This is a genomic window from uncultured Pseudoflavonifractor sp. (genome assembly GCF_944387805.1).
In the GTDB taxonomy this organism is placed as follows: domain Bacteria; phylum Bacillota; class Clostridia; order Oscillospirales; family Oscillospiraceae; genus Pseudoflavonifractor.
This window is the reverse complement of sequence record NZ_CALXGI010000023.1, coordinates 25,339-38,007: the sequence shown is the minus strand read 5'-3', so window position 1 is coordinate 38,007 and position 12,669 is coordinate 25,339. Positions and strand designations below refer to the sequence as shown.

The following is a 12,669-nucleotide window of genomic DNA, read 5'->3' as shown; positions in this document are numbered from 1 at the left end:
CCCTTTAGGGGTATTGTCTGTATTATGCCCTTATAGGGCTTAATCAAGCCTCCGGCTTAGCCGGAGGTTGTGACTTGACCACAGAAATACCACAGACAGGTTTTGGCCTTGACCACTTGAAGGGCACCCTCTTTTCGGAAGGAGTGCCCTTCATTGTTTACTGTCCCTCAAAATCTGAGGTGGTATTTTCATGTTTTACATTTGCAATGCCGGACTTTCCTCGCCCCTGAGTTCGGCTCGAACCTCATCGGGGTACTCCCGCAGGCAGGGCAGCGCGGTCTTGAGCAGCTGGATGGAGCCGGTCAGGTTGGTGGCAATAATGTGGTTGATTTCTTCATCCGTCAGTTCCTCGACGCAGCCGAACAGGCCATAGCCGGCGTCGCTGACCACCACATCGATCCTCCTGTGCTTGGAGAAGGCATCTTTCACCGTCTTTCTGTACGGCCGGCACGTCGGTCACGTCCAGAATCTCGCAGTCAAAGGTTCCTGGATATTTTTGAATCAGGTCCTCCACTTTCTTCGGGTTCCGGACGGTACCGACAACGGTATCGCCCTTCTCCAGCAGCTGCCGGGTCATCTCGCAGCCAAATCCGCTGGAGACGCCAGTGAGCAATCAGATTCTGCTCATTGTGATTGCCTCCTCATCGAAACGGTATGAGTGGATGATCAGGTCTCCGGCTTCAGGGGACCGTAGAAATAAGATGCCGTCGCGCCGCCGTCAATGAGGAAGTCCGAGCCGGTAATAAAGGCACCCTTGGGGCCCATGAGCAGCTCTGCCACGTTGGCCACCTCGTCAGCGGTGCCGGGCCGTCCGGCGGGACACTTGGCGAACATGTTCTTATAAAAGTCGCCCCGAGGGCCGTTGAACTCGTCGATGGCCAGGGGGGTGACGATAATGCCCGGGGAGATGGAGTTCACCCGGGCCCCTTTCTCGCCCCATTTCACAGACTCCGCCATGACCCGCTTCTCGTTGCACCGCTTGGCCATCTGGTAGGCGTGGAGAGTATCCTTGATATTTTCAGGCTGGAGGATATCCAGCTTCAGCAGTTCCTCGGTGGGGGTGCAGGCCAGCTGCTCGTCCTCCTCCGGGGTGAGGGCGGGCATCCGGTGGCCCGACTGGCTGGAGATGGTGACGCCTACTCCGCCGGGGGCGATGACCTTGCCCACTTCTTCCAGCAGCACGGCGGTGCCGTACAGATCCACCTTAAGAATCGCCTCGATGGGGGCCTGGCTTGGGGACACGCCGGCGGCGTTCACCAGCATGGTGATGGGGCCGTAGCTCTGGGCCTGGGCGATGAGAGCTTTGATGGAGTCCCGGGAGGACAGGTCCATCTCCCGGGCCACGGTATCAAATCCGGCCTCGTTCATGGTGCGGGAGATCCTTTGGGCATTCTCCATCTTCTTATCGCCGATGACGATTTTCATGCCATAGCCCATCCGGCGGGCGATGGCCATGCCGATCTGTCCGGCGCCAGTCAAAATCATAACATTTTTCATGGGAATGACTTCTTTCTTATCCAATCTGTTTTCTGTTGAAATCATTAGAGTTCCGAGGTGTCAAAGAAGTTCTCGCCCATCTCCACCACCTTCCGCAAAAAGGTGATGGCGTCCTTCTTTTCGGGGAAGGTGGGATAGCTCTGGCTCAGTCCCATACAGCCCAGGCCCACCGGGTTGACCGACAGGCCGCTCTTGCCCAATGTTCTTTTTTCCACGGTGTGCCTCCTGTTCTCAAACCGCGCTCTTGGCCCAGGCTTCCACCTTGTCCCGGGACCGGGCGGCCTCGGCCCCGTGGATAGACAGGCCCTTTTCAACCGTGGCACCGGCGCAGACCTTTTTCAGGTCCCGCTCGCTGGAGCCCATGCCGCTGCCCTCGTTGGTGCAGAAGGGACAGATGGTCTTGTCAGACCAGTCGTAGTGCTCCAGGAAGGTGAACATGGCCATGGGCATGGTGCCCCACCAGTTGGGATAGCCCACAAAGATGGTGTCATATCCATCCAGGCTGTCCGGATATGCTTTCAGTTCCGGCCGGGCGCCCTGGCGCAGCTCCGCCTTGGCCTCGTCGATGCAGGCGTAGTAGTCGGCGGGATAGGTTTTGACGGTCTCCACCTCAAACAAATCACCGCCCGTCAGGTCGGCGATCATCTCCGCAATCACCTCGGTATTGCCCTTTGACAGATTCCGGATGCTGCCGTTCACATAGTTCTCCCCCTTGCGGGAGTAATACACGATCAAAGTCTTGCTCATGGATAATCCTCCTTCGTTCCTCTGTTGGTTTTATTTTAGTCGGAACCGCAAAATCAGCAATTTCGATTTTGAATTGATTTCATAAGTATGCCTTATGCGAAGCGACCTGCCGCAATCCTCGGACCGCAACAGCTGATGGGATAAAAAAACCAGGCTGCCCGATGGCGGCCTGGTTTTCCCAAATCACGTCTATGTTTTATTCGGTTACCTGGGCGCTTGATGCAAAAGCTTTCGCAGGAGCTCCGCGAATTCTTCCACATAGTAGCCGCTCCGCTCTTTCCGCCAGAAGGCGCAGTAATTCCGGGTGAGCTGCTGGCCGCTCTGGAAGATCGGCAGGCGGCAGACAGCGCTTCCCGCGGGCGGGAGGGTGCCAACACTCTCAATAGGGAGAAAGCCCCGATTGCTGACCACCAGCAGCCGCCCCTCCTCCAGATTGTCCGCGAACAGGTAGCTGCCCCCAAAACCCAGGGTATTTTGGTAATACTCCTGCTCCGCGTTTTGCTGCTCCCGGGATGCGATCAGAATACAGGGAATACGTTTCAGATCCTCCAGGCTGACCGTCTCCTGTTTGCTGAGGGGATTGTGGAGGGAGAGCTCCGCGTAGCAGCCGCACCGCATCAGTTCAAAGTTCACATACAGGTCTGAGAAGGCCCGCCGCTGGTCATTCAAAACCAGATCCACGCCGCCGAACCGCAGCAGGTCGTAGAGTTCTTCGTGGGTCCCGTTGACGATGCTGATGGCCGCCTCCGGATAGATCCGGGAGAATTCGGCAATCGCCTCATGCAGTTCCAGCCCGCTGTAACAGCGCAGATAGCCGATGCGCAGCCGGCGCTCCTGGTCGGTGCCCAACTGTTTCGTCTCACGGGTCAGCTCCTCCACCTGGCTCAGAATCGACTTGCTGTGGGCGTAGAAATACTCTCCGGCAGCCGTCAGGGTAAACTTCCGGTTGGAGCGGTGGATCAGTTCCACCCCCAGTTCTTTCTCCAGGGCTTGGATCTGCTGGGAGATGGCAGACTGGGAGATGTAGCACCGCTCCGCCGCTTCTGTAAAGCTGCTGCAGTCCACCACGGCGGTAAAGTATTTCATCTGTCTGAGCAGCAAAGCCTGCCACCTCCCGGAAAAAGCCGCTGATTTTTGCACCTATCAGTCTATCAGATGCGCAGGAAAAAGTAAACGCAGATTTGCGGCGCTATGCGCCCCGGCCATACGGCTGGAGGCAGCAGCCCCAAAATTGCAGATGATGTGAACAGAGTCTTTCTTTTTTATAAAGGTTGCCGATGTTTGGTTGACAAGGCCACCCTACCATGGTATAAAGGGGCAGCACGGAAGCAGGCAGCCAGCTCCGTCCCGGAGGCAGAATGCGGGAGAACGTGTCTGGCGCTTCTTCCATGTGTAATCCTATGTAAGGTGATTCCGGATGAAAAAACGATATTTGGCGGGTATGCTGTGTTTGGCAGTCTCGTTTACCATGCTGCTGGCGGCCTGTACATCCAAGGACGCAGGCCCCGCCACACCGGCAGAAGAGCCAACCGCGCAGGGCGGCGCCGCGACATCCGAGCCCCCGGCCTCCTCACCCGCCGCGGAGACCGCTTTCACCCCCGGCACCTGGCTCTCCGACGCCGGGCAGTATTACTTCTTTGATGAGGACGGCGCTTCCGGGCGCACAGCCAGTCTGGAGGACGGCACCGGCGTGGGCTTTACCTATACGCTGGATGGAACGCAGGCCACATTCTCCATGGGCGGCGCCGACAGCGCCTCCGTGTGCACTGTGACCATGGACAGCGATGCCGCCGCGCTGGAGTGGGAGGACGGTACCACAGAGCACCTCACCTATATCTCCGGCCAGGGTTCTGATGATTTCCGGTTTTACAGCAACCAGGAGCTGTCCGATCTGGCTGTCGCCTACTACAAAGAGCACAACAGCGGCCAGGACAGCAGCAGCCTGACGGCGGCCGCGCAGACCAACGACGACGGCACTGTCTCGATTCAGGTCTACGAGAACCTGGGAGACCACAACAGCACCGCCGCCTGGTACACGGTGGATCGGCTCACCGGGGCTGGGACAGACAGCACCGGCGCTGAGGTAAATTTGGCGAACTAATGGGGAAACCCACTGAAACAGATACGTGACACGTCATGCTCCCAGGGCCGTCATAAGCGGCACTGGGAGCAGTTTTTCTATTGCGTGCGAAGCGATCACCAGACGCCTGGAGGCGGCGTCACCACAGAGGTACAGAACTGCGTTTGCTGAAGGTACGGCATATGGGGACATTCTGTCCGCTGTCACTGTCCCCCAAGTTCTTTTGAATGCTGCGGAAGAGAGATTGGTGTAATCACACCCGGCCGGCACATCTCGCTTTATAGTTTCTTCCCCATTCTGCCATCGCCTCGATGATCGGGCGCATGGATTTCCCCAGCTCGCTCAGGGCATATTCCACGCGGGGCGGCACTTCCGGATAGACCGTGCGTGTAATGATGCCATCCTCCTCCATGGAACGGAGGCTGTCCGTCAAAACCTTTTGACTGATACCCGCCAGATCCCTTCGCAGTTCATTAAACCGCCAGGGACGCTGCATCAGGTTCCGGATAATCAGGAGCTTCCACTTGCTTCCAATCAACTGCACCGTGGTAGCAACCGGACACGCCGGCATTTCTTCTTTTGTAAGCATACCTCCACCTCGTTTCTGCATTTTAAATCCGCTGTATATTACAAATATAATGTAAGATCCTGCTCCGCGCAAGTGGGTTACAAAAAGGTGACCAAGTAATAGATTTGTGCGTACTTTTCGCATGGCCGGCCATGAATTACAATAAAAATGCGAACGGGAGTCACCCTTCGACACTGAACATGGAGGTAGTAAACAATGGCACTTTCCAACCTCTTTTGATGGAACAGGAAAATGGAGGCGGCCCCTGCCGCCGCTTGCGGCTCTGCCTGCGGCGCTTCCGGCAAGCCGGAAGCGAAGCCTGCGGCCTGCGGCTCCGCGTGCGGCGCCGGCGATCAGCCCGTGAAGCAGCCCGCCGCCTGCGGCGCCGGCAGCAAGTAACCTGTCCCCCTCCAACAGCTTCCCGGCGGGCCTGTGCCCGCCGGGAAGCTCTGCACAGCCAGTTCGAGCAGATCGATTTTTTAACATAGACGAGGCTATATGATATGAAGCAGTATTTTTCTTTTCAATGGCACATTACAGACGCATGCGACCAGCGGTGCAAACACTGTTATATCTTTTCAGAGGATGCCTGCAAACAGCCGGACTCCATGAGCTGGGCACAGATGCAGGATACTTTTTATAATTGTCTGGATTTCTGCAAGGTGTATGACCGGCTGCCCTACTTCTATATTACCGGCGGCGACCCCATTCTCCACCCTGACTTTTGGAAGCTGCTTGCGCTGATAAAGCAGTACGATATTCCCTTTACGATTCTGGGCAACCCCTTTCACCTGAACGATGCGGTGTGCCACAGGCTGAAGCAGTATGGCTGTGAGAAATACCAGCTGTCCCTGGATGGGATGCGGGATACCCACGACTGGTTTCGCAAACCGGGCAGCTTTGATATTACGTTGGAGAAGATCCCGTGTCTCAAAAGGGCCGGTATCCGCAGCGTGATTATGACCACAGTGTCCGGCGCCAACATAGACGAAGTCCCAGACATCATTGACACCGTGGCGGCGCACAAGGTCGACGTATTTACCTTTGCCCGCTACTGCCCCACCGGCGAGGAAAAGGATACCGGTATTGCCCCGCTGCGCTATCGCGCGCTGCTGGAAACCTGTGATCGGAAATTCCGGGCATATGAGGCTGCGGGCTGTGAAACCTATTTCAACAAAAAAGATCACCTCTGGACCCTGTATGAATATGAGACCGGCGCGTTCAAAATCCCTGAAGCTGCGGAAGACGGCACAATCTACGGCGGATGCAACTGCGGCAACTGCCACCTGACCATCCTGCCCACGGGAGATATTTTCGCCTGCCGCCGGGTGCAGAACAGTAAGGTTGGAAATGTCCTTGCTGATCGGATCGCCGACGTGTGGGTCTGCCAGATGGAGCGCTATCGGGACTACAGGAAATTTGAGAAATGCTCCAAATGTGAACTGCTGGCCTGGTGCCGCGGCTGTCCCGCCGTGGCAAGCGGCAAGGACGGGAATTTTTACGCCTCCGATCCTCAGTGCTGGAAGGAGATCTGAGGATGGAGCTATTAGCACTGATGAAACACCGCCGGTCTATCCGCAGGTATCAAAGTCAGCAGATTGAGCGGGCCGCTCTGCAAAAAATTGTGGACGCAGGGCTGTGCGTCCCCAACGCCGGCGGCGGACAGCGCACGTTTATCTGCGCAATCCGGAACAGAGACTTGTGCGAAAGGATTGGAACGCTCAATCTTGCCCGCTTTGACCGGTCAAGGCTTATGGGCTCTTATGTCTCCCGAACCCAGCCCAGCGTAATTGACGATCCTTCCATCAAAAGCGGATTTTACGGCGCCCCCACAGTCTGCGCAGTCTTTTCACCGCGGGACTTTCTCTACGCCATCCCAGACGCATTCTGCTGCGCAGAGAACATGGTGCTGGAGGCAGCCGAGTTGGGCATATCATCCTGCATCATTGCCAGAGGAGAAGAAACCTTTGACAGCGAATTTGGCGCGAAGCTGCTGGAGGACTGGCATGTGCCTCAAAACTATGCAGCCCGCTGCTTTGTCGCTCTGGGCTACTGCAAAGGCAGTTATCCCCAGGAGAAGGCCATAAAGCCGGGACGGTATATGATAATAGAATAAAAAGAGGGGTAACGATATGGATGCAAAAACCTGCCTGCAAAAACTGCAATATGTAGGCGTTCTGGCCTTTGCCACAGTGGACGCCTCCGGCAATCCCCAGATACGGAATATCAGCGCCATTCACTATGAGCCGGACGCCATCTACTTCTTCACCGCCCGGGGAAAGGATTTTTGTCAGGAGCTGCTGGCCGACGGCCGGGTTCAAATTCTGGGATATACCAAATATAAGGAGATGATACGCCTGTCGGCCAGAGCGGTGCCTGTCCCTCAGGAGGAACAGCGCGGGTGGATCGACACTATCTTTTCCGAGCAGCCCTACCTTTCCAATGTCTACCCCGGCGATACCAGGAGCATCGGCGTGGTATTCGCCATTCGAGACGCGCAAATTGAATACTTTCATCTGGGGGTGCACCCTATCTTGCGGGAAAATTACACTATGGGACGCGGGAGCCTCACTCCGAAAGGATATATGATCTCCGAACACTGCATTGGATGTGGTACCTGCGCCCGGCATTGTCCCCAGCAGTGCATCTCAGAAGGGCTCCCCTTTGTCATCCAGCAGGAACACTGCCTCCACTGCGGGAACTGCTATGAACTCTGTCCGGTCAAAGCCGTGAGAAAGCGTGGCTGCTGTGACCCAAACTGAGAGAAGGCTTTTCCTCATCCGGGAACTGCTGCGGGAACAACCGCAGTACTCCCACATTAAAATTCCCGCAGAGGAGCAGGCGCAGAGGAATTTACTGCGCTCCCTGATGAATGTCCGGACGCCCAGGCCTGTTGGCAGCGAGTTCCTGGCCGTGCAGGACGCCTACTTGCAGCAGGAAACAGCAGAAAAGGGCATCACAAATCTGACCGATTTGACGCCGGTGACGCGTAGAATTTACCTCTGGAAAGGCGACATTACCACACTGCGCTGTGGGGCGATTGTCAACGCCGCCAACAGCGGCATGACCGGCTGCTATGTGCCCTGCCACGGATGTATTGATAATGCGATTCATACTTATGCGGGTGTGCAGCTTCGGCTGGCCTGTTTCGATTTGATGCAGCGGCAGGGGCACTGTGAAAAGACAGGACAGGCAAAACTGACCCCGGCCTTCAACTTGCCCTGCCAGTACATCCTCCATACGGTTGGCCCTATCATAGAGGGCGCCGTAACCGGGACGGACCGGCGGCTGCTGGCCGCTTGCTATCGCGCCTGCCTTGCTCTTGCGGAGGAGTATCACATCCCAAGCGTAGCATTTTGCTGTATCTCCACTGGGGAATTTCACTTTCCCAACCGTATGGCAGCGGAAATTGCCCTGAATACAGTACTGGAATTTCAAAAACAGACGCAAAACAGCATCGAGGTAATTTTTAATGTATTTAAGGACATCGACTACAAAATCTACCGGGAACTCCTGCGCGCAGATTGAACAGCTGAAGCAAGCGCTGGCGGCGGCAGATACCCTGATCATCGGCGCCGGAGCCGGTCTTTCCGCCTCCGCCGGTTTTGAATACGGCGGCAATCGGTTCCAGCAGTACTTTTCCGACTTTGAGGCCAGGTATGGGTTCCACGACATGTATTCCGGCGGATTTTTCCCATATGACACGCTGGAGGCGTACTGGGCTTTCTGGAGCCGCAATATTTATGTCAATCGCTACCTGGCCCCGCCCAGGCCGGTCTATGAGGACCTGCTCCGCCTGGTAAGAGAAAAGGACTATTTCGTCATTACCACCAATGTGGATCACTGTTTTCAGCGGTCGGGATTCGACAGGAAGCGGCTCTTTTACACCCAGGGAGACTATGGCCTCTGGCAATGTTCCAAGCCCTGCTGCCAGCGGACCTATGACAACGAGGCCGCGGTTCGAACCATGCTGGCGCGGCAGAAAGATATGAAAATTCCCAGCGAATTGGTGCCCCGCTGTCCAGTGTGCGGCGCACCCATGTCTATGAATCTGCGCGCAGACGGAACTTTTGTCGAGGATGAAGGCTGGCACGCAGCGGCGAAGCGTTATGAACGGTTTTTGCAGGCCAACTCCAACAGGCCCATTCTGTTTCTGGAGCTGGGCGTAGGCTACAACACCCCGGTCATCATCAAGTATCCGTTCTGGAAGATGACCGCCCAGAATAAGCACGCCATCTACGCCTGTATTAATAATGGTCAGGCGGCATGTCCTCAGGAAATTGCGGCGCAGTCCATCTGCATCAATGGCGATATTGGCTGTGTACTGCGCCAACTTCTCTAAATGTATCTCATCCGGCAGCGAACAGTCCGTTTCCCCGCCTTTTCTGCGGGGCTATCGTCCTCCCCCGCCTGCTCGCCTCTGCCGCCGGGGCGCTGCGCACCACGCGCTTTCCGCTGAGGCAGCTGAACGGCGCCCGGTGCCGAAACCCGGCGGCTGCCGTGGGCCTCGCCCCCTGTTGACTGGACCGCCGGTCCGCCGTATAATATATCTATTCGATATATCAGGAGGCGCCTATGGAGTATCTGGTGCTGGGACTGCTGTCCCTCTCCCCCATGACCGGGTATGAGCTTCAGCAGTTTATCCGGCAGAACCTGGCTCTCATCTGCTCCCACAGCGCGGGCAGCGTGCACGCCGCTCTGTCCAAGCTGGAGCGGGAGGGACGCATCACCGCCGCCCTGGCCGCTGAGGGCGGGCGGCGCAAGAAAATCTTCTCCATCACTGAATCGGGCCGCGCCGCCTTTTCCTCCTGGGTGGCCCAGCCCATGCAGGCGGAGAAAGTAAAAAACATGGAGCTGTCCCGGCTGTTTTTCCTGGGACTGGCCAAGCCGGAGGAGCGCTCCGCTGCCATTCAGAACTACATCCGCCAGATGGAGGAGACCGAGGCCGTGCTGCGGACCATCCGGGATCGGTTCCGGCAGGCCCAGGAGAACTCCCTGCCCCCCGGGCAGGACTGGGACGCTGTCTTTCGCTTTCAGGCGTACACCATTGCTTACGGCATCGCAGCCGCACAGTTCGAGCAGGACTGGTACCGCCGCCTGCTCTGCGAATTGGAGGAACCGTCATGAACATTCTTGTTTTGAACGCCAGCCCCAAGGGGAAAAACTCCGCCACCGTCCACACGGCACTCTATCTGCAGGCCCTGCACCCGGAGCACACCTTTTCCTTCCTGCCTGTGGGCCAGCGCATCAGAGCCTGCGAAAAGGATTTCTCCCCTGTCCGCTCCGCCCTGGAGCAGGCCGATCTGATCCTGTTCTGCTACCCGGTCTATACCTTTATCGCCCCCTATCAGCTCCACCGGCTCATTGAGCTTATCAAGGCCGACGGCGTGGATCTGTCCGGCAAGTTTGCCAGCCAAATCACCACCTCCAAGCACTTCTTCGACGTGACTGCCCACCGCTATGTGGAAGAGAACTGCTTCGATCTGGGCATGAAGGTTATCCGGGGCCTGTCCGCCGACATGGAGGATCTGCTGAGCCCCCAGGGGCAGAAGGAGGCCCGGGACTTTTTCGACCAGCTCATCTTCTCCTGTGAGCACGGCCTGTTTGTCACCCCGCCCGTCCAGGCTCCGGTCCGGGAGAATTCCGTCTACCAGCCCATCCTGCCCCAGGCACCCAAGTCCTCTGCCAAGGATGTGGTCATCGTGACCAACTGCGCCCACGACGACCGGAACCTGGCCAACATGATTGCCGATTTCCGCGCCGCCCTGCCCTATGAGAGCCGGGTGGTGAATATCCGGGACTTTCCCTTCGGCGGCGGGTGCCTGGGCTGCTTTGGCTGCGCCATCACCGGCAAATGCGTCTACAAGGATGGGTTTGACCAATTCCTGCGCAACACCATCCAGACCGCCGACGGCTTTGTGTACGCCTTTACCATCTCAGACCACTACACCCACTCCAGCTTTAAGTGCTTTGACGACCGGCAGTTCTGCAACGGCCACCGTACCGTGACCCACGGCACCCCCATCGCCTACCTCATCAGCGGCGATTACCGGTATGAGCCCAATCTGCGGATGATCGTGGAGGGCCGTGCCGAGGTGGGCGGCAACTATCTGGCCGGCGTGGCCACCGACGAGGGAGACACCGCCGGAGACATCAAGGCGCTGGCGGAGAACCTGGCCTTTGCCATGGAAAAGAAGCTGGCCCGCCCCGCCAATTTCTACGGCGTGGGCGGCATGAAGATCTTCCGGGATCTGATCTATGTGATGCAGGGCTTAATGAAAGCCGACCACAAATTCTACAAGCAGCACGGCATCTACGACTTCCCCCAGAAGCAGAAGAAGCGCATTCTTCAGATGAAGCTGGTGGGCGCGCTGCTATCCATCCCGTCGCTGCAAAAGCAGGCCAAGGGCAAGATGACCGAGGCCATGGCGGCGCCCTACCAGAAGGTCATTGACCAGGTGAAGCAGGGCTGACGGCCGGGCGTAACCAGCAGGAGGTTTTTTATGGAATACAGCGTGCAAATTGAGATGCTGGAACAGCGTATGTTTGACTTTAATCGCGGCGACCCTCTGCGCATCCAACACCTGATGAAGGTGCACCGCTTTGCCCAGATGATGGGCCGCATGGAGCATCTGGACGAGCACACCCAGTTTCTCACCGAGTGCGCCGCCCTGGTGCACGACATCGGCATACGTCCGGCGGAGGAGCAGTACGGCGCCTGCACCGGGTCCCTTCAGGAACAGGTGGGCCCGGCCTACGCCCGGTCCATGCTGGAGGAACTGGGCCTGGCGCCGGAGGATGTCGACCGGATCTGCTATCTGGTGGGCCACCACCACACCTACACCAATATCGACGGGCCGGACTATCAAATTCTGGTAGAGGCCGACTTTCTGGTGAATTTTTTTGAGGACGGCCTGAGCCATGAGGCTATCCTGCACGCGCTGAAGCAGATTTTCCGGACTGCGTCGGGCAAAGCTCTCTGCCGGACCATTTACGCTGTGGAGTGACAGCGCCGTGCTTTCAGGAAGGTGATTGGAATTGAAGGAACGACCCCACACGCTCCGCAAAAGGCTGCTCATTGCCGCCGGCGTGCTGCTGGCTGTACTTCTGGTGCTGACGGCAGGCTTTTTCTGGTATGTGTCCGACTATTACCGGGCTGAGGACGCGGCCCTGGCGGTGCTGGCCCAGGACGATGGCATTGAGACCCGGGACAATCTGACCGTGCTCTCTCCCTCTGTCCCCAGCGACACTGCCGTTATCTTTTACCCCGGCGCCAAAGTGGAGGCTGCCGCCTACCTGCCTCTGCTGGATCAGCTCCGGCAGACCGGCCTTACCTGTATCCTGGTGGATATGCCCTTCCACATGGCCATCTTTGACATAAATGCCGCGGAGGATGTCATGACGCAATTCCCCGGCGTGGCCCACTGGTACATCGCCGGACACTCCATGGGCGGGGCCATGGCCTCCCAATTCGCCGCCAGCCACCCGGACCAGGTGGACGGTCTCATCCTGCTGGGCGCCTATCTCTACGGCGGCTATCCGCCGGAGGATACCCTCACTGTCTACGGTTCCCTGAACCAAAGCGTGGAGGACAAGCTGGACTACACGGAAAATGTGGTGGAAATTCAGGGCGGCAACCACGCCTAGTTTGGCAACTACGGCCCCCAGAAAGGGGACCTGCCCGCCGAAATCCCGGCCCAGGAGCAGCAGGACCAGACCGTGGCCGCCATTGCGGCCTTTATTGCCGCCCGTCAGGCGGACTAACAGAGCAAAACAC

At 57.6% G+C, this 12,669-nt stretch carries 17 protein-coding genes; 11 read left to right on the top strand and 6 right to left on the bottom strand.

All coding sequences use genetic code 11. The features are described from left to right. Positions 1 to 195: 195 nt before the first annotated feature. From Q0K06_RS07700 to Q0K06_RS07680, 5 genes are all read right to left on the bottom strand, one after another. Complete coding sequence (locus tag Q0K06_RS07700; protein ID WP_294550755.1) at positions 196 to 393, bottom strand: hypothetical protein; 198 nt, start codon at positions 391 to 393, stop codon at positions 196 to 198. A gap of 273 nt (positions 394 to 666) precedes the next feature. After that, complete coding sequence (locus tag Q0K06_RS07695) at positions 667 to 1,497, bottom strand: SDR family oxidoreductase (RefSeq protein WP_294550753.1); 831 nt, start codon at positions 1,495 to 1,497, stop codon at positions 667 to 669. Positions 1,498 to 1,541: 44 nt separating this feature from the next. Continuing rightward, the gene (locus Q0K06_RS07690; protein ID WP_294550750.1) at positions 1,542 to 1,712 is read right to left on the bottom strand and encodes a hypothetical protein; all 171 of its coding nucleotides are present in this window, start codon (positions 1,710 to 1,712) and stop codon (positions 1,542 to 1,544) included. A 16-nt stretch (positions 1,713 to 1,728) separates the two neighbouring features. After that, positions 1,729 to 2,244: a flavodoxin gene (locus Q0K06_RS07685; protein WP_294550748.1), complete on the bottom strand. Its 516-nt coding sequence runs from the start codon at positions 2,242 to 2,244 to the stop codon at positions 1,729 to 1,731. A gap of 204 nt (positions 2,245 to 2,448) precedes the next feature. Beyond that, positions 2,449 to 3,345 (bottom strand): LysR family transcriptional regulator, encoded by an 897-nt coding sequence (locus Q0K06_RS07680; protein WP_294550746.1) that lies wholly within the window; start codon positions 3,343 to 3,345, stop codon positions 2,449 to 2,451. A gap of 316 nt (positions 3,346 to 3,661) precedes the next feature. Between Q0K06_RS07680 and Q0K06_RS07675 the strand changes: the two genes are divergently transcribed. Continuing rightward, complete coding sequence (locus Q0K06_RS07675) at positions 3,662 to 4,345, top strand: hypothetical protein (RefSeq protein WP_294550744.1); 684 nt, start codon at positions 3,662 to 3,664, stop codon at positions 4,343 to 4,345. Between the two features lie 232 nt (positions 4,346 to 4,577). Here the strand turns inward: Q0K06_RS07675 and Q0K06_RS07670 are convergent, their stop codons facing one another. Beyond that, positions 4,578 to 4,913 carry a helix-turn-helix domain-containing protein gene (locus Q0K06_RS07670; RefSeq protein WP_294550742.1) on the bottom strand — a complete coding sequence of 112 codons (336 nt, stop codon included), beginning with the start codon at positions 4,911 to 4,913 and terminating at the stop codon, positions 4,578 to 4,580. A gap of 231 nt (positions 4,914 to 5,144) precedes the next feature. On the opposite strand from Q0K06_RS07670, the gene Q0K06_RS07665 reads away from it, so the two are divergent. The 10 genes from Q0K06_RS07665 (at position 5,145) to Q0K06_RS07620 (ending at position 12,539) form a co-directional block, all read left to right on the top strand. Further along, positions 5,145 to 5,291, top strand: coding sequence for a hypothetical protein (locus tag Q0K06_RS07665; protein WP_294550740.1), 147 nt, complete (start codon positions 5,145 to 5,147; stop codon positions 5,289 to 5,291). Positions 5,292 to 5,395: 104 nt separating this feature from the next. Then, the gene (acgM, locus tag Q0K06_RS07660; protein WP_294550738.1) at positions 5,396 to 6,427 is read left to right on the top strand and encodes a radical SAM/SPASM domain protein, ACGX system; all 1,032 of its coding nucleotides are present in this window, start codon (positions 5,396 to 5,398) and stop codon (positions 6,425 to 6,427) included. Between the two features lie 2 nt (positions 6,428 to 6,429). Continuing rightward, on the top strand, positions 6,430 to 7,008 hold the full coding sequence (locus tag Q0K06_RS07655) for a nitroreductase family protein (protein ID WP_294550736.1): 579 nt from the start codon (positions 6,430 to 6,432) through the stop codon (positions 7,006 to 7,008). A gap of 16 nt (positions 7,009 to 7,024) precedes the next feature. After that, a complete protein-coding gene (locus Q0K06_RS07650; protein ID WP_294550734.1) occupies positions 7,025 to 7,654 on the top strand; it encodes a 4Fe-4S binding protein in 630 nt (209 codons plus the stop codon). Next, positions 7,641 to 8,420, top strand: a complete 780-nt coding sequence (locus Q0K06_RS07645; protein WP_294550757.1) for a protein-ADP-ribose hydrolase — start codon at positions 7,641 to 7,643, stop codon at positions 8,418 to 8,420. The genes Q0K06_RS07650 and Q0K06_RS07645 overlap by 14 nt, the downstream gene beginning before the upstream one ends. Then, on the top strand, positions 8,365 to 9,234 hold the full coding sequence (locus Q0K06_RS07640; RefSeq protein ID WP_294550732.1) for a Sir2 silent information regulator family NAD-dependent deacetylase: 870 nt from the start codon (positions 8,365 to 8,367) through the stop codon (positions 9,232 to 9,234). Before Q0K06_RS07645 ends, Q0K06_RS07640 begins: the two co-directional genes overlap by 56 nt. A gap of 233 nt (positions 9,235 to 9,467) precedes the next feature. Further along, entirely contained in the window at positions 9,468 to 10,019 is a 552-nt protein-coding gene (locus Q0K06_RS07635) for a helix-turn-helix transcriptional regulator (RefSeq protein ID WP_294550730.1), read from the top strand. Beyond that, entirely contained in the window at positions 10,016 to 11,365 is a 1,350-nt protein-coding gene (locus Q0K06_RS07630) for an NAD(P)H-dependent oxidoreductase (RefSeq protein WP_294550728.1), read from the top strand. The genes Q0K06_RS07635 and Q0K06_RS07630 overlap by 4 nt, the downstream gene beginning before the upstream one ends. Before the next feature lie 30 nt (positions 11,366 to 11,395). Continuing rightward, positions 11,396 to 11,899, top strand: a complete 504-nt coding sequence (locus Q0K06_RS07625) for an HD domain-containing protein (RefSeq protein WP_294550726.1) — start codon at positions 11,396 to 11,398, stop codon at positions 11,897 to 11,899. Positions 11,900 to 11,930: 31 nt separating this feature from the next. Next, a complete protein-coding gene (locus Q0K06_RS07620; protein ID WP_294550724.1) occupies positions 11,931 to 12,539 on the top strand; it encodes an alpha/beta fold hydrolase in 609 nt (202 codons plus the stop codon). Positions 12,540 to 12,669: the final 130 nt, after the last annotated feature.